The organism is Shewanella sp. SM101 (genome assembly GCF_025654465.1).
Taxonomy (GTDB): Bacteria; Pseudomonadota; Gammaproteobacteria; order Enterobacterales; family Shewanellaceae; genus Shewanella; species Shewanella oncorhynchi.
Genome location: NZ_JAKKRH010000003.1, coordinates 152,926 through 170,280, shown reverse-complemented (window position 1 = coordinate 170,280; position 17,355 = coordinate 152,926). Strand labels below are relative to the sequence as shown.

The window sequence follows — 17,355 nt, the reverse complement described above, 5'->3', positions numbered from 1 at the left end:
GGCCTTAATTTTATGGAGTAGTAGATTTTTAATCGACTTATCAGTGGTATGAGTAGGCTTTATCTGACAATTATTTTATGTGATTGGCAGTTCCTTCCTGCTACTATATGGAGCTCATAGTTTTTGCCGCCGTAGGCTGAAATTAAGCGCTGCAATCAAGGGTAGTGGATGAAATCGAGTGAGCCGGATCTCCAACTAAAATCGCCGATCCAGAAGAACTACAACCGTGCCGTTTTTTATACGTACATCGGCGTTATCGTCATGTCTTTGTTGACCGCATGGATGTTCTTCGACCGCCAAAAAGCACAGCAGATGGAGCAGCGTGAAGAGCAGGTTCAGCGCCATGTATTGCAAATCGATTTGCTACTTGAGTCGAGCATTAGAGCGGTAAAAAGCTTACGCAACGTTGCTGTGGATCATTTACGTTTGGGCGAACTCGTGCGTAAAGAACGCTTACCCCAATACGGTAAATTCAACGAAAGCGGCCAGTATTTTACCTTAGAACCTAGCTACGCCCAGAGCGGTGAGCCTTTTACCAACATGGGGAGGATTACTGGTGCGGGTTCTCTCGACGGCCGCGATGACAAGTTCTATCAAGAGCTTGAGATGTTGTTTGAGCTGTCACTGTCATTCCCCGTCGCCAAAGAAGCCGCCCCGAAAGCCTCGGCGATTTATTACCTGTCGAAACGTAGGATCATGTCCTATTTCCCTTGGTCGAATGACGATCAACGTTTTAGGGACGAATTACTCAACAAGAAACAGTTCCAATACGCCACCCCAGCAATGAACCCGCAGCGCAGTGTATTTTGGAGTGAAGCCTATGTTGACTCCACGGGCAAAGGCTTATTGACCACTTTAGGTGTGCCCATTTATTTGGATGATGAGTTCATTGGCTCAATCAACTTAGACATGACGCTTGCCTCGTTAGCGCGGCAAATTCGGGTTTACTTTAAGATGCCGGGCACAGTGATTTTGCTCGACCAACAGAACAATATTTTATCCCACAGCGATTTTGATAGCTCAGATATCAATCGGGTCTATCACATCAGCCAACGTATTCCCTCTGAGCTGCATTCTTTACCTGAGTCGGAATTGTTCGATGCCCACGACGGTATCATACGTAACGGCTATTACATCCATTCGGTTGCCCTGCATAACGCGCCTTGGCGTTTACTGTATTTGCAGGATGAAGACGACCTATTCCAAGACTCGTGGGAAAAACTGCAGCTGACCTTTATTTTAGTGGTTATCGCCCTGTCGGTGTTGGTGACCATAGTGCATTGGCAGACGCGTCGATCTTTTGTGAGTCCAGCCTCGCGACTACTGTCGCACCTTGAGGGCTGCTCCCAAGAGCCGCGTAAGCCACCGGAGAAAATCACCCGCGGCTGGGAACCTTGGTTCTTGCTGGTGAGTCGGATTTTTGAGGAAAACAAACAATATACCCACCATCTGGCTGAGCAGAATAAGCGGCTCGATAAGCTAGTGGCGCGGCGTACTGAACGCTTAAAAGACACCACAGAGCGGCGTGAGCGCGAATATGCGCTACTGCGATCCCTGCTTGACTCGATTCCTGAAGCGATTGTCTTTAAAGATAAAGAAGGCAACTATTTAGGTTGTAACAAGGCGGCTGAACGCATGCTGGGTTACACAGAGAGCGAGATGATAGGTTTATCATCTGAGGATCTGACCTCGCCTGAAATGGGCATACGTATCCGCGCCGAAGACGAACAAGTCTTAAAAGATCGCACGCCGCTGCGCTACCAAGAAAAGGTCGAGCTTGCGGGTAAACCTGTGCTGCTTGATACCCTCAAACTGCCTTTCTACAATCGCCGCGGCGAACTGCAGGGATTGATTGCCGTGTGGCGTGATGTGACGCGGGAATACGAATCCGCCGAACAATTACGCCTGTCCGAAGAGCGTTATCACTTAGCCATGGATGCGGTGGAAGATGGCCTGTGGGACTGGTATTTAGACTCTGAACAGATTATTTGTAACCCAGCCTATTATTCTATGTTGGGTTATAAAACCAATGAATTCCCAGCTTTAGTATCAACGATTGATGAATTATCCCACCCCGACGATCGTATTCGCGTCGAGGAATACCGTGCTCAGTATCTTGCTGATCCCGTCGGTGCTTTCGAAATTGAATTCCGTATGTTAGGTAAAAATGGCGGCTATCACTGGGTGTTATCCCGTGGCCGTGTGGTGGAGTTCACCGCAGAAGGCCAGCCCAAACGCATGCTTGGTACCCATAAGGATATTACCCGCCATAAGAGTAACGAAGTGGCGCTGCTGGAAGCCAAGCAAGACGCCGAGCTCGCTAACCTCTACAAGAGTGAATTTTTGGCCAACATGAGCCATGAGATCCGCACGCCGATGAACGCCATTATCGGTATGTTGCAGTTGGCGCAGCGTACTTCGTTAACGGCGCAGCAGAAAGATTACCTCGAAAAAGCTGGTTTCTCGGCACAATCGCTGCTGAGGATCATCAACGATATTCTCGACTTCTCTAAAATTGAGGCGGGTAAGTTGGAGCTTGAGCGGGTGCCATTCCCGCTGGATAAAGTGCTCGATCACGCTCTGGATCTCAATGCGCTCAAGGCACAAGAACAAGGCGTCGAGTTACTCTTATATGCCCCAGTGACGGCGGGACTCATTCTTAAGGGCGATCCGCTACGTTTAGGCCAAGTGCTGATTAACCTGTTATCGAATGCGGTGAAATTTACTCAATCTGGCGAGATTGAGCTCGGCTGTGAAGATGTCGGCGAGCGAGATCATCGGATTACCTTGAAGTTCTGGGTGCGCGATACGGGTATCGGCATAGGTAAAGATCAACAGGATAAGTTGTTTGATGCCTTCGCCCAAGCCGACGGTTCGACCACCCGTAAATACGGCGGCACCGGCTTAGGTTTGTCGATCAGTAAGCATCTGGTGTCTATGATGGGCGGCAAGATGCAAGTGCAGAGTGAGCTTGGGGTCGGTAGTACTTTTAGCTTTACCATCAGTTTTGAAATTGCCGAAGCCGCTAAGATTGAGCCTTTGGTCGTGCCGGAAAAACTCAATAGTTTACGCACCTTAGTCGTTGACGATAACCCGACGGCACTGCAAATTTATTCGACCTTGATGCGAGATTTCCACTTCGACGTCGATACTGCCGCCAGCGGCGCCGAAGCGCTTTACAAACTGTCGCGGGCACCAATCGATCTGTTATTGCTCGACTGGATGATGCCAGAAATGGACGGTAGCGATGTGGTCAGTGCCATAGACACTATGGTCGCCGAAGGCCGCTTAGCGAAACGGCCTGTGATTATCATGATGACGGCCTATGCGGCAGAGCCCTTGCAGCATGAAGTCGATAGTGCCAATGTGTTTGCCGTACTGCAAAAACCGTTTAAGGCATCGAGTCTGTTCGATGAGATCATTGCCGCCTTTGCCGATGAACCGAGATTGAATGTGGTTCAGCCTATGGTTGAAGTTCAAGTTGAGGAAGGGGAGCACACAGGTTTAGTGCTGCTGGTGGAGGATAACTTTATCAACCAGCAAGTGGCCACTGAACTCCTTAAGAGCGCTGGCTACGAAGTGGTGCTGGCCGACAATGGTCAAGTGGCGCTGGATACCATCGACTCGCGGCCGTTTGATGCTGTGTTGATGGATATTCAAATGCCAGTAATGGACGGGTTAACGGCCGCAAGGGCATTGCGTGAGCGTTTTAGTGCCGATGAACTGCCTATCATTGCCATGACAGCCCATGCCATGTCGGGCGACAGGGAAAAGAGTTTAGCGGCGGGGATGAATGCCCACATCACTAAACCCATAGTGCTCAACGAATTATTTGAAACATTAAATCACTGGATCAAACACAAGAACCAGCATCAGAATCGTTAATTTATTTGCTCGGGGCCAGTGATGGCCTCGCGTTATTTACTTTAAATCAATCGCTTGAGATAAGCAGTCATCAAAGATGCCAATGACTTATAAGGTAAATAACGCAGCCAGCCGAATCAGGAGGAAAGATGAAACCCCAAAGTGTAGCCTTAGCCTTAGCCTTATCCATAGCGCTGTTAGGATTTCCCACCGTTACGGTCGCGGCAGCCGCGCCTAGCGCCAAGATCATTAAGCAGGGCCAAGAGGCGAAAGGGTTTCTTAATCTCTATTACGAGGAGTCTGAGGGAGAGCTATATCTTGAGGTCAATCGTTTAAATCAACCTTTTATCTTAGTTACTAGCCTGCCACAGGGCGTAGGATCAAACGACATTGGTCTCGATCGCGGCCAACTGGGTCAGACCCGTATGGTGCAGTTTGAGCGCCAAGGTCCCTATGTTTTACTCAAGCAACTCAATACTCAATATCGTGCGAATACCTCTGATGCCGCCGAGCAAAGAGCGGTTGAAGAAGCCTTTGCCGATTCTGTGTTATGGCAAGGCAAAGTGATTGAGGGCAAGCCTGATTTGGTAGCGATCAACGATCTGGTGCTCAATGATTTACACGGCGTGTCTTCCGTATTGCAACAAACAGAGCAGGGTAATTATCAGCTCGATTTGAGCCGTTCTGTCATCTTACCCAAAGGGATTAAATCCTTTGAAAAAAACGCCGATGTGGATGTGCAACTGACGTTCAAAGGCGATGTTGCTGGTGCGCAGGTCGCACAGGTAACACCCGATGGTACCTTAATGTCGGTGCGGATGCGTTATTCTTTTGTTGAGCTTCCCGATACCGATTATCAGCCGCGGGCTTATCACCCTATGAGCGGTTATTTGTCCGATGAGTATCGCGATTATGCCACGCCCTTTACCCAACCTTTAGTGCAGCGTTTTATCCTACGCCACCGTTTACAGAAAGTGCATCCAGGCCCAGCGCCAAGCGAAGTCGTTAAACCTATTACTTATTATCTCGATCCTGGTGTGCCAGAATCTATACGATCGGCGTTGCTCGATGGCGCGCGCTGGTGGGAGACGGCTTTTACTCGCGCCGGATTTATCAACGGCTTTAAAGTTGAGTTATTACCGGCAGATGCCGATCCGCAGGATATTCGCTACAACATGATCCAATGGGTGCACAGGGCAACGCGGGGTTGGTCCTATGGCGCCGCGCTGACCGATCCTCGCACCGGTGAAATCATCAAGGGTCAAGTCACGCTCGGCAGCTTGCGTGTGCGTCAGGATTACTTGATTGCTAAAGGTTTAACCGCAGGCTGGCAGGATAGAGTGGCGGCTGAGAAAGCGGCGACAGCCTTGTCGCTGGCACGTATTCGCCAACTGGCTGCCCATGAAGTCGGCCATACCTTAGGGTTAGATCATAACTTTGCCGCTTCGACCAATCAAGATGCCTCTGTGATGGATTATCCCCATCCGAAAATCCAGCTAAAGGGCAATGATATTGATATTTCCGCACCTTACACTACAGGTGTTGGTCCTTGGGATGATTTTACTATCGCCTATGGTTATAGCGATCAAGGCGATGCCCGTACCCAACAAGCGCTGCAAGTCGACTTACTGGCCGATGTAGCCAAACGTGGCTTACGTTATATCGGTGAGGCCGATTCTCGCCAAAAGGATGCGAGTCAGGCCTATGCCAGTTTGTGGGATAGTGGTGACGATCCGATCGATCAGCTGGGTAAGTTAAATAAAATTCGCACTAAGGCGATTGCGGATTTCTCCAGTGCGGCCTTGTTACCCAATGAGCCACTGGGCGAGCTAGCCGATGCCTTTGCGCCAATTTATTTGCTGACGCGTTATCAAATCGATGCGGTCGCTAAGTTTATTGGCGGCACTGACTATAACTATCAATCTATCGGCGAAGGCAGCCGCTGGAGCTATATTGCGCCGCAGTTGCAGTTAACAGGCTTAGACGCGTTACTTAACACGCTCGATGCGGCGAGTTTAACTGTGCCGCAAACCTTGCTCGACAGTTTAGTGCCAAAGGCGGGGAATTATCATGTTACGCGGGAATCCTTCGATTCAGGTCTAGGTGCAATTAACGACCCTCTCGGTATGGCTGAAGTGTTTAGCCGTCATACTGTGAGCTTGCTATTGATGCCTAAACGCTTGAATCGTGTCAGCCAAGCATCCATGGCCGATAGCGAGCAGTTATCGGTGACGACATTACTGGATAAGTTATTTGCAGCGACCTTGTATCAAGAGGATAAGCTCGCGCTGGTCGAAGGCGTATGGATGCGAGTTAACGCTGTGGTGATTGATGAAGTGCTGGCAACGCTGCACGATCCTCAAACCTCACCAGAAGTGAGGGCTGCGATCAACGATCGCGCTCAGTTTGTGATTAAGCAATTGAAAGCGAAGTCGAATCGAGCGAATGTGAGTCTTGCGGCGCACTATACTTGGTTGCAACAGGGTCTTGCTGCGGGTTTGACCGATGCTAAGGTTAAGCTTATTCCTAAGCCGTTAACCTTACCGCCGGGATCGCCGATTTAATCCGATGAACAAGGCGCCATTAGGCGCCTATTTCTTTTGGGTTTTTCGGATAAAAGTGCTCGGCTTTACGCTCTAGATGAGTAAAGCGGCGGGTGTTTTTGTAGGGCAGTTTCATAAAGCCCGATACGCCGTGGCCTTGGATTTTTCCGACATGATGCAAGATGCGATCGAGGCTCGCGCGAAACGCCGCTTGCTTACGCGGATTGAGCAGCTTCAAGTAACTGTGAATTTTTAAGTGATTCGGCAGCGCCTCAAAAATGATGCAGCCTGTGTGGTGAATTTGGTTGATGCGGGCTAATTCCTCCATGATCTCCACCGGCAATTCGAGGTTCTCATCGGGATCTTTACCGTCTTCAAAATAAGAATGTAACCGCGACTTATCTTCTAAGGTGGGTACGTCACCGACTTCGAAGGGCAACTGCAGTGCGGCACTGGCGACAAAAGGCTCGCTGGTGTCAGCTCGTTCGATATGCAGTGTGTCTTTGGCGTTAAAGAAACATGCTTTAAACACCCCTATACGTTTAATTCCCCGTGCTAAGTCCACCATATTGTTGACCGCTATGATCAAGGCACTTTTTTGTTTTGCATCGTAAATCGCAAGATTGGAGTCGATAAACACGCCGGTTTCCTGCCAATGAATAGCCAGACCACCCACGATCGGATATTGTGCTAAACGACCCACTGCGGCGATAAAGCCTTTTTCGGTATCACCCATGCCCGCGAGGAAGTTGCGGTAATATTTTTCGAGCTGAATATCATCCATCTTAGCGATGGGATCTTGGGCGTTATGTTCCTTCAAAAAGGATTTACGCGAACTGTAGCTGACGGTTTCAACATCTTTGTCGCGGGATTGTACCCAAACAGGAATTTCACCCTGTAAATCAGCTTTGGGCAGTTCAGGTAAATGTAATCTGTGGCTGTGGCGCATACTTTTTAAAAAGTAATCGCCGGCAATGTTGCGCTGCTCAGGATCTGTGCTGAGCATGCCCTCTAAGGTACGGGCTAATTCTACCGGTAAGCCAATACTGGTGGGCGAGATCACCTGTGCACCGAAGCGACTTGCTTGCCCAGAGGCGAGGGCATACAGAGTCGCGGCAACACCTTGCTCGTCAAAGCGCGGGCTGGAGAGTGCTCCATTGAGTTGCTCTTCGCCGATAAAGTACACATCACCCATCCGGGCGTTGGTATGTTGTTGATCGCTCGACATTAACGCCATCACATTGTCTTCGACGGGTTTGTTATGTTCATCCCGCTGCGCAAATACCGCTGAGCCCCAATCGATTAACGATAAGTGTTGTTGTTCAATATCGTAAACCAGATTTGAAGGTTTGATATCGCCGTGCACTAAAGGCTTGCCCGTGCGCAGGTAATACAAGATATCGGCGAGTTGGCGGGCGATGCTCATGACCATAGCGGTCGGTAGGGCGCCCATGCGGCGGCAAAGTTGGTCGAGATCTTCCCCTTTTGCTCGTTCCATCACGAGTATGCCTTGTTTACCTACTCGCTCAAATTTGATCGCCCCCGGCACATTAGGGTGCTTGAGTAAGGAGAGCATAAAGGCTTCTTCTTCGAGCCGATCTTGAATGTGTTGTGGCAAATTAATCCGTGAAAACTTAAACACATGGGCATCGCCAGCTTGATTGATACCCGCAAACACGAAACCGTAGGCGCCTTTGCCGACCAATTCGATATCGGTATAACCTAATTTGCTCAGCTGTTGTTTACAGAGGCGGATCCACGCCTTGTGTTTACGGGCATCATTGGCTTTGAGCAAATAAATGGATTGCTCTTCAGAAATATAAAAATGCTGCAGCTGAGGTGTTTGCAAATTGTGCTCCTTGTTTTGTTCATTTAACCAGTAAGCGGGGGAGATAATCAAATAGCGGGTGGCTTTATTTTAGTATTTTGAATGGCATTGATGATCAGCGTCAGGCGCGGCTTACCTATACGATCATTTCGTCACTGACTTTGATTTACATCAAATTAAATCCTCGCGACTATAGGTAATCTTTGGGGCATTAGATGGAATCAATTTTTGTTAATTAACCCACAGACAAAGTGCAGCTAAGGAGGGCGTATGCCCACCCAATATAAAGCCTTGTTGATTGAACTTTTGGAATATCCGCGTAAGCGTATTTTACAGTCAATGGAAGTGACCCATTGCCCGCATGCGGTATTTTTTAATGATAGAGACGAGCAATGTTTAACGTGTCATCAGGGCATGGAATGTATCTGGATGAACCAGAATGACGAGCTGGTGGCCGTGAACGAAAAATCGATTGCCGAGTTAAAACAGCAGTTGTTGATCGCCGTGGACTTTATCGACTCATCTTTAAGCCCACATCATTTATCACGCCGTCAATGCCAATGCGATAACTGTGTTTGGCTGCGTAAAGTGCAAGCCACGTTAGATCAGTAAGTTAGTCTTTACATTGCAGAGTTTGCCGAATGGCAGGAGGTTTTGCATCCACTTTAAAATGTCATTAGAGTAAGGACAACATTAGCGAATAGAGATAAACCCATGGAACCCGGTTTTTGGCATGAAAAGTGGCAGCAGCAACAGATAGGTTTTCATCAGCAAGACATCAATCCTTTCCTCGTTAAGTATTGGCAGCAGCTTGCATTACCCGCAGATACTAAGGTTTTTGTGCCCTTATGTGGTAAGTCGCTAGATATGTGTTTCTTGGCCGAACAGGGGCATCAGGTCATAGGTTGTGAATTGAATGAATTGGCGGTGCAGCAATTTTTCAGCGATAACCAACTCGAGATGACGCAAACGGCCGTGGGTGAACACCAGCATTATCAAACTGAACAGATCAGCTTGTATCAAGGCGATATTTTCACCCTACCTAAGGCTATCACTCAAGACGTGACGGCTTTTTACGATCGCGCGGCTTTGATCGCATGGCCAGAAAGTATGCGTGCACAATATGCCAAGCAGTTAGCGAGCTTATTACCTAGCGGCAGTGTCGGTTTATTAGTGACTTTAGATTATCCGCAAGAATCCCTTATCGGCCCACCTTTTGCGGTATCCCCTACTTGGGTAGAGCAGCATCTGAGTGAGGATTTTGATATTGAAGTATTAGCGTCGCAAGATGTGTTGGCCGACAATCCACGTTTTATTAAGAAAGCCGTGCCTTGGCTTAATGAAGCGGCCTATTTGTTGAAACGTAAGTAGGCTTGACTCGGAAGTTGGATCTGTAACCCCATTGAATTATTCGCGGCTTTCGAGCTTGGAGTTCAGTGGGGTTTGTCATTAAAACATCATATCTAAAGTCTAAACTGGCAAGATTATTTAAGACGAAGTGGCGGATAGAAGGCTTTGTTGTCGCGGGACTTTTTTGGATTGAGTTTGCTTGAGCTGGATTAAGTTTGCTTGAGTCAGCGTGTATTTAACTTGTCGGAAGTTTGTTGGTGAGTGAGTTACCCTTTACCACGCTATTTGCGATGAATTCTATGCGACTTCGTAATAATTAGGCTCAAGCTCTAGTTGATTCTGAATGATCTGCACTGCCATTCTGGCGCATTTACCACATTGATCGGCAACACCTAAGCGCTTTTTTACGTCAGCAAGCGAGCTATCGCCCTGGCTTACTGCGTTTTTAATTTGCGTATCAGTGATCGCATGGCAAAGACAAACGTACATATATTAGTCTCCAATCGAATTGCGCTAATTCTAAATGAAAACGCTTATCAAATGCAATCATGTTTTTTGGGTGATTTTCATACTTTAACGTTTTTGTTTCATGGCGCACGTTTTATCGTCTATGCTAGGTGTGTTTTAGCATTAAAAAGCTAGGCAGTTTTAGAAGGGTTTAGGAATACAGAGTCAGGGTGATGATGCCTCACGGATGGATAACTCATGGATGAATAACGAAGAATTAATCAAAGATCCATAAGGTTTCATGAGAACTAATTTACCAGTTACACAGCGAGAATATGATTATCCAGCGGATTGGATTTTATTGTCGACCACGGATACTCAAAGTCATATCACTTACGCCAATCAATCTTTCTGTACCGTTGCCGGTTACGACCTCGATGCCATGCTAGGCAAGCCCCACAACATGGTGCGTCATCCAGATATGCCTCCGCAAGCGTTTGAAGATCTGTGGCGATGTATCAAAAAAGGCGAGCCTTGGAAAGGGATAGTGAAAAACCGCTGCGCCAATGGCGATCACTATTGGGTCGATGCCTATGTCTCACCGATTTCAGTTAATGGCAAAGTCGTCGAGTTTCAATCTGTACGCACTAAACCCACACGCGATCAGGTTAAGCGTGCAGAAATAGCCTATGCGGAGTTGAACAAAAAGGGCAGCGTCAGTGCGTTAAAACGTACCTTGGATATGCCAGTTAAATTGCTGTTACTCGCATTGGTTGCCATGCTACCTATGTTTTACCTTGCTCTGCAAATTGGCTTAATGGGCTTTATTGCCCTAGCGATAAGTGTCCTAGTATTGCTGGTGGGCGGTAATCTGGTGCTGAGTCGTTACTATGCTTTAGTGACTAAGGCGAAGCATATCTACGATAATCCGCTGATGGCGCATATCTATAGTGGTAACTGTGACGATCTTGGCGCGATTGATTTAGCACTGCAAATGCAGAATTCAGAGCTTAAGTCGATTCTTGGGCGTGCATCGGATTCCTGTTATAACGTGTCAGAACAGGCCAAAATATCTGCCGCTAAGGGAAAACAAATCCAGAGTACCAGTCAGGCTCAACTGTCTGAAATAGAGCAAGTTGCTACAGCGATGCAGGAAATGACCGCCACATTAGGCGATATGTCCTCCAATTGTGCCGATGCGGCGAGTGCCACGCAAATGGCATCCGCTGAAACTATCAATGGTGATAAAACGGTGTCGAGTACTATTCGCTCGATTCAAGCTATGGCGGAGCAACTGCAACAAACGTCAAAAGTGATTACTGAGTTAGAAGCCCACAGTAAAGATATTGGCACAGTGCTCGATGTGATTCAGAGTATTGCGGGTCAGACGAATTTACTGGCATTGAATGCGGCAATTGAAGCGGCTCGAGCGGGTGAGCAAGGTCGTGGCTTCGCTGTCGTTGCTGACGAAGTACGGGCGCTGGCACAACGTACTCACGATGCCACCAAAGAAATCCACAGTATGATTAATCTGTTGCAGCAGGGAACGAATAAAGCTGTTATCAGTATGCAGCAAGGAGTGGTTGCCGCTTCCGAATGTATTTCAACGGCGGATTTAGCGGGTACGGCATTACGTACGATTCGTGAGGCCATTTCGACCATTACCGATATGACGCACCATATTGCCAGCGCGGTTGAAGAGCAATCGAGTGTGGCAAATGAGATGAATCGCAGCGTGGTGAATGTGTCGCAATTTACCCATTCTAGTCATCAACTCGGCAGTGAAATGGTCGGCTTGAATGACGAAGTGACCCGCGAGATGGATTCTCACTCGGTATTGGTTGATCAATTCTTAAAGCGCAGCTTTAGGGTTTAACTGCCTAAAATTTAAGATAAAAAGGCAATAGTCTGACTATTGCCTTTTCTTTTACTGATTTCTAACTCAATTTCTTATCTCTGATCTAATAACCTTTACTAAAGTCGACTCGATTCTGCAGTGGCTCACCCATGATGTAGCGGCGATAGTTTTGGCTAAAGATATCGACGATTTGTGCAGGATGGCTTGGCGCCGAAATATGCGGCGTGATTACGGCATTTTCCCGTTCCCAAATAGGATGGCTATTGGGCAAAGGTTCCTGAGCAAATACATCGAGGATCGCTTGCTGACTAGGATTAGCGATAAGTTGGATATTGAGTGCATCGAGATCGAGTGCATCACCGCGGCCAACATTAAACAGCACTGCATCAGTTTTTAACATGGCTAACATGTCAGCATTGAGAAGATTATGCGTTGCAGGAGTGCTTGGCAGTAGATTTGCAACCACATCGGCCTGTGTTAACACTTGGCCTAAATTGGCCATCGCTTCTATGGCATCAAAACCTTCTACGGTATTACCACTTCGATTGATCCCTGTGACATGCATGCCAAAGTGCTTTGCCGTCTTCGCGAGATGCTGGGCAATTGAGCCTGTACCGAGTAAGAGTAATCGCATTCCCTGTAGGCTTGAATGGCGCTGCTGGGGTTGAATCAGCCACTGTTTTTGTCCTTGTTGCTGGCGATAAAAACCATGACCACGGATATGCGCGAGTAAATAACCGAACACAAACTCACTCATCAGCGGGCCGAAAATGCCTTTAATATTGGTAAGTTGATAGTCTTTTCTGCCCCTTGGGCTCATCAGAGCATCTATGCCTGCAAAGCTTGATTGTAACCATTGCAGATTTTTAGCATGGGGTAATAAGGGCGCGGCGAGTTTAGGTTCGGCTAACCAAATATCTGCATCAATTATGCCCGCTGGATTATCATCGAGTATCTCTAAATCAGGGAGTTTCTGCGCCTCAATCAAGTCGCGGTACTGCTGATTTGCCTTCGTTAGCAAGAGTAACTTGTGCCCCATGGCGTCTCCCTTTATGCTTAGTTATTGTTATTTTTCAATGTGCTGTCGCGGTCACTTCGAGGGATTGCGTCGCATCTTTTTAGGTTGAGTCATTATGGATCAGTTAATCGCCCTTATTGCCCAATTGGGGAACATGCTTCGCCCTTGGGCTTTTGATATTGCTACCGCTATGGTGGTGTGTCTTATTTTGGTTTTTTCAGCGGATGTCAATCGTCTCTTAAGGCGTCATTTGTTGGGGCAATCTTTTGTGCTACGGACATTTGTTTTTATTATTGTGAATGCCTTTGGCTATGGCCTATTAATCGTGAAAGCCACGCCTTGGGTGGCAAGACACATAGTGGCTATGCCATCCCATTGGATGTTTCTGTTAATTGTGGCCATGTTTATTTTTATCGGTTATTGGGCTCAGCGAAATAGCCAAGCTTAATATCATGATTATTTTGGCCGTTACTCAAAGTAGCCAGAGTAATCGGCCATTGCCTTTTGAGTTAAGGCTTGCATGGCGCGATCGGGGTAATTGCTGAACACGCCATCGACACCTATCTGCTTAAGCGCATGAATATCATCAATATGATCGACAGTATAAACATAAACCTTGGCACCTCGGTTATGGGCGTCGTCTACTAGCGCTTGGCTGATAAAACTCACATCTAAATGCAATGAATAGGCATTCAGTTCGCTTACCACGGCAGCCCCTTCGAGTGGAATACTGGCAAGCAGTGGTGCGACTAACGCATCCGGCAACACCTGTTTAAGTTCATGCAGATAGGGGTGATTAAAGGAAGAGATCAGTAACTGCTCCTTCGTAAACCCAAGCTGACTCATAGCCTTTGGGTATAAGTCGATTAACGGCGTGACGGTATTAATGCCTTTTAACTCTATATTGACTATGCAGCGCCCCGCAATCAGCTCAAGTACTTGCCATAGCGTCGGAATGGATTCACCTTTCACATTGATGCTTGCTAGATAATCCTTGCTCACTAAGTGAATGACGCCCGTGCCCGAGCTTTTATTATCGAGTCGTCTGTCGTGAAACACGACTAACTCACCTTCGACATTATGTACATCGAGTTCGACGGCTTGTGCACCCAATTCTAACGCTTTAGCCATGGCGGCTAAGGTATTTTCGGCCTGATAACCGCTGGCGCCGCGGTGAGCAAAAATAAGCATGGTCTGCGATCCTATTAGCTTCTAATAATGCCTTGTTGCTCGCGATTTTGACCATTCTTAATATGGATTTCCATCTGCGGGTAGGCGAGTTCGAGATTGTTTTCTTTGAGTTTTTTAGTCACTCGTTTATGTAAATCATGGCGCAGTGGCCAGCGTGCCGACATATCTTTCGCATAGGCGCGCACTTCATAATCTTGGGTATGTTTACCAAAGCCTGCAAACCAGACTTCAGGTTCTGGGCTGGCAAGTGCATCTTCACATTCTTGCACCGCTTGGTACAGCGTAGCTTCGACTTTGGCTGGATCAGAATCCCGCGCCACCGACACATAAACAATGACCCGCGTAATAGGATCTGACAACGACCAGTTGATCAGCTGCTCTGTGATAAAGGCCTTGTTTGGGATGATAATTTCCTTTCTATCCCAGTCAATAATGGTGGTCGCCCGAATTTGGATTTTACTGACTGTCCCTGTTAAATCGCGAATTGTCACTGTGTCGCCAATCCGCACGGGTTTCTCAAACAAAATGATCAGACCCGAAATAAAGTTAGCGAAAATCTCTTGCAAACCAAAACCTAAACCGAGCGACAGTGCGGCAATCAGCCATTGTAACTTAGACCATTCCATCCCGAGATTAGAGAAGCCGATTAATAGTCCGAGGAAAACCACCAGATAACGACTGACGGTTGTGATCGCAAAACCCGTTCCGGGCGAGAGATCAAGCCTTTGCAGGATCATTAGCTCAAGTAGGCCGGGCAAATTGGTGGCAATCATTAACGAGAAACCCACTACTATCAGCCCAAACATCAGCGACTTCATGGTAATGGGTAATTGTTGCTCTAAGCCATTCACACTGGTATTGGTCGTCCATAGCGTAATGCCATCGAGGAAGGAAAACAGCGCCGTATGGGTTTGAGTCCACAGACCAATCAAACTGGCTAAAAAGGCCAATAACAAGAGTGAACGCACTAGACCAAGGGATTGGCTCGAAATGGTTTCGAGATCGACCACGGGTTCTTCGTAGGTATCGAGTCCATCGACGGAAGGGTGATGCGTTTCGCCTTTTTCCCTTTGTGCTAAGCGTTCGGCACGTTTTGCCTTAGCGCGATCGAAGGCGATACGGCGGCGTTCGATTAACATCCACCGTTTGATCAATTGGTATAAGAGCAAGAAACCCAGACCCAGCACGATAGATAATTGCAGTTGTAACAGCATTTGGAAAGCGGTGAAGTAGTAACCCCTAAAGGCTAACACTGCGCTTAAAAGCGGCACAGAAATCAGCAAGGTCCAGAGCATTTTCTGAATGAGTTTTTTGTTTTTACCGTCTTTTTTTGCATCTGAGTTTTTACGGCTCAGGATTAAAATATCTTTGTATAACAAGAATAAAACGATACAGAAAATAATGAATGCGCCGCGGCCTATGCTATTACGCACCAGTGATGTGTCGAGTACTTCGGTAAAGCCCATCAGACCCAATAATGGGCTAGCAATCAGCACAAAGTGTCTGAGCCGTGATTGTCCCGCTTGGATGAGTTTTGAGGGGCGTTTGAAATGGCCCACGAGTACGCCTTTGTCGAGCGTCAGAATAAAGATGAAGCGATATAAGAGATACACTAAACCAATCGCCAGTATGCCCATACCCACTGCTTGCACAAAATTGCGATCGGAATGATAGAAAATCAATCCCGCCATGATCACTGGGAAAGGTTTTATCAACGCATAGCTGATACTGCAGGCGAGCGCTTTGAGAGTGTAAATGAATTTATCTTGGGTCACATTGCCCACATAAGTAGTGTAATGATTTAGCAAGCGATTGAATTTAGGAGTGATCAAGTCTTGTACGACTAAACACAGTACCAGCAATATGATCCACCAAGACCAATAATCGTTTTGTTCATCCCAGGCTTTTCCCAGTTCATCCCACTGTGCTTGTTGCACAAGCCAAACCGTGCTGCGCTCAAGATCCGTAAGCCATAACTTACTGATACTTGCAGCGTTAGGCACCCAGAATAAATGTTCGTTAAGGGTATTTTTGAGGGTGAGATTCTGTTGGCTCAGTTGTTGGTAATTGACCTTCAGCTTGCCTAATTCACTTAAGTATTGGTCATAGCTTTGCATCAACTGCGAGATCAAACTCTGTTGCGAGTGTAAGAGCTTAATCTGCTGCTCATTGTATAAGCCGGGTTGTTCTAATTCTTGCTCATTGAGGGCTTGTTGCTGCTCTAAATGGTATCTGTCTAAGCGCGCATCGGCGATCAGCGTTTGCAGTTTTTCGTGATTCGGTGGTTTAGGCAGTGATTGCAACATCTGCAAAAAGCGCTCACCAAAGGCGGAGTTCATTTTGACCCAAGTGATCTGCTCTTGGATGTTTGCCAGTTGTTTAGCTTGGGATTGATATTGGGTTTCAGCCTGTTCCTGCTGTTCGACCACATTATTGATCTGCAAAGTTAACGTTTGCAGCTTTTGGCCGTAAATCTGGTTAGTGTCGGCAATATTACGGGTGATAGGATCGATGACTTTTTCGGTATTAACTAAGTTTTTGGCTAGGGTGGCATCCGTTTGTTGCTGACGTTGTTTATTGATTGCCTTGTTGATGGTTTCGATCAAGGCTTCTTGCTGCACCAGTTGTTGGCGGACTAGCTGTAATTGTAATTGCGTCAGTTCAATGCGTTTTTGGCTGCTGGCAAGTTCTGCTTCATCGGTGGCAAGGCTTTGTTCAAAGAAAAGTCGTTGAGTTTGCTGTAACTCTCCCGTAGGGGTATCTAGCGGGGCGAGTTCTGCTTTTTTGTTTTGGGCGACAGTTTGCCTCGCGCTGGCGATAACGGTAGGTAAGTCATTGTGACGTAGTAATAAATCGTTAACTTGTCGGCCAAGGGTGGATTCGCTTTCTTTAAGTTCAGACAAGCGAATATAGGCCATGGAAGCCTGCTGGCTGAGGTCAGTACCTTTTTCTAGTGATAAAGGCTTATAGGCGTCTTTCAGCGCTTGGTTAGTGCGCTTCTTATGTTGCTCAAAATCAATCTGCGCTTGTTGGAAACTGGCTGCGTTGGCGGCGAGTTTTTCTATGTTAATTTTTAGTTCGTTAATTTGTTCGTCAATGCTGAGATTTTGTTGCTGATCTTGCTTGTTCATGCCAAGACGTTTGTCCAACTGCAAAGGCGAATTGGCAAGTGCGGAAAATGTGAAAAAAGCAATAATGAACAATAAAATACGTGGCATATAGGCTAAAGACATTTAGGGGCGAAAGACGCTCCATA

Annotated in this window: 11 protein-coding genes; 6 read left to right on the top strand and 5 right to left on the bottom strand. The window is 47.2% G+C overall.

From position 1 onward, the window contains the following. Positions 1-168: 168 nt before the first annotated feature. Both L5M38_RS02895 and L5M38_RS02890 read left to right on the top strand, forming a co-directional pair. On the top strand, positions 169-3,885 hold the full coding sequence (locus L5M38_RS02895) for a response regulator (RefSeq protein WP_173496262.1): 3,717 nt from the start codon (positions 169-171) through the stop codon (positions 3,883-3,885). A gap of 128 nt (positions 3,886-4,013) precedes the next feature. After that, complete coding sequence (locus L5M38_RS02890; protein ID WP_263178291.1) at positions 4,014-6,428, top strand: zinc-dependent metalloprotease; 2,415 nt, start codon at positions 4,014-4,016, stop codon at positions 6,426-6,428. 19 nt (positions 6,429-6,447) lie between these two features. Here L5M38_RS02890 and L5M38_RS02885 read toward each other — a convergent pair whose 3' ends face one another. Then, entirely contained in the window at positions 6,448-8,256 is a 1,809-nt protein-coding gene (locus tag L5M38_RS02885) for a protein kinase domain-containing protein (protein ID WP_263178289.1), read from the bottom strand. Positions 8,257-8,505: 249 nt separating this feature from the next. Between L5M38_RS02885 and L5M38_RS02880 the strand changes: the two genes are divergently transcribed. Continuing rightward, on the top strand, positions 8,506-8,847 hold the full coding sequence (locus L5M38_RS02880; protein WP_105250285.1) for a hypothetical protein: 342 nt from the start codon (positions 8,506-8,508) through the stop codon (positions 8,845-8,847). A 102-nt stretch (positions 8,848-8,949) separates the two neighbouring features. Continuing rightward, entirely contained in the window at positions 8,950-9,606 is a 657-nt protein-coding gene (locus L5M38_RS02875; RefSeq protein WP_263178287.1) for a thiopurine S-methyltransferase, read from the top strand. Positions 9,607-9,882: 276 nt separating this feature from the next. Here L5M38_RS02875 and L5M38_RS02870 read toward each other — a convergent pair whose 3' ends face one another. After that, positions 9,883-10,074, bottom strand: a complete 192-nt coding sequence (locus L5M38_RS02870; protein ID WP_076498521.1) for a bacterioferritin-associated ferredoxin — start codon at positions 10,072-10,074, stop codon at positions 9,883-9,885. A gap of 259 nt (positions 10,075-10,333) precedes the next feature. On the opposite strand from L5M38_RS02870, the gene L5M38_RS02865 reads away from it, so the two are divergent. Beyond that, on the top strand, positions 10,334-11,908 hold the full coding sequence (locus L5M38_RS02865; protein ID WP_263178285.1) for a PAS domain-containing methyl-accepting chemotaxis protein: 1,575 nt from the start codon (positions 10,334-10,336) through the stop codon (positions 11,906-11,908). 85 nt (positions 11,909-11,993) lie between these two features. Here the strand turns inward: L5M38_RS02865 and L5M38_RS02860 are convergent, their stop codons facing one another. Continuing rightward, a complete protein-coding gene (locus tag L5M38_RS02860) occupies positions 11,994-12,929 on the bottom strand; it encodes a D-2-hydroxyacid dehydrogenase (protein WP_263178283.1) in 936 nt (311 codons plus the stop codon). 94 nt (positions 12,930-13,023) lie between these two features. Here L5M38_RS02860 and L5M38_RS02855 point away from each other — a divergent pair, with 94 nt between their 5' ends. Then, positions 13,024-13,356 carry a DUF3392 domain-containing protein gene (locus L5M38_RS02855; RefSeq protein WP_263178281.1) on the top strand — a complete coding sequence of 111 codons (333 nt, stop codon included), beginning with the start codon at positions 13,024-13,026 and terminating at the stop codon, positions 13,354-13,356. A 20-nt stretch (positions 13,357-13,376) separates the two neighbouring features. On the opposite strand, the gene L5M38_RS02850 is transcribed toward L5M38_RS02855, so the two are convergent. Both L5M38_RS02850 and L5M38_RS02845 read right to left on the bottom strand, forming a co-directional pair. Next, positions 13,377-14,099, bottom strand: a complete 723-nt coding sequence (locus tag L5M38_RS02850) for a glycerophosphodiester phosphodiesterase (RefSeq protein ID WP_263178279.1) — start codon at positions 14,097-14,099, stop codon at positions 13,377-13,379. A gap of 14 nt (positions 14,100-14,113) precedes the next feature. After that, positions 14,114-17,317, bottom strand: a complete 3,204-nt coding sequence (locus L5M38_RS02845) for a mechanosensitive ion channel domain-containing protein (protein ID WP_105253001.1) — start codon at positions 17,315-17,317, stop codon at positions 14,114-14,116. Between the last annotated feature and the right edge of the window lie 38 nt (positions 17,318-17,355).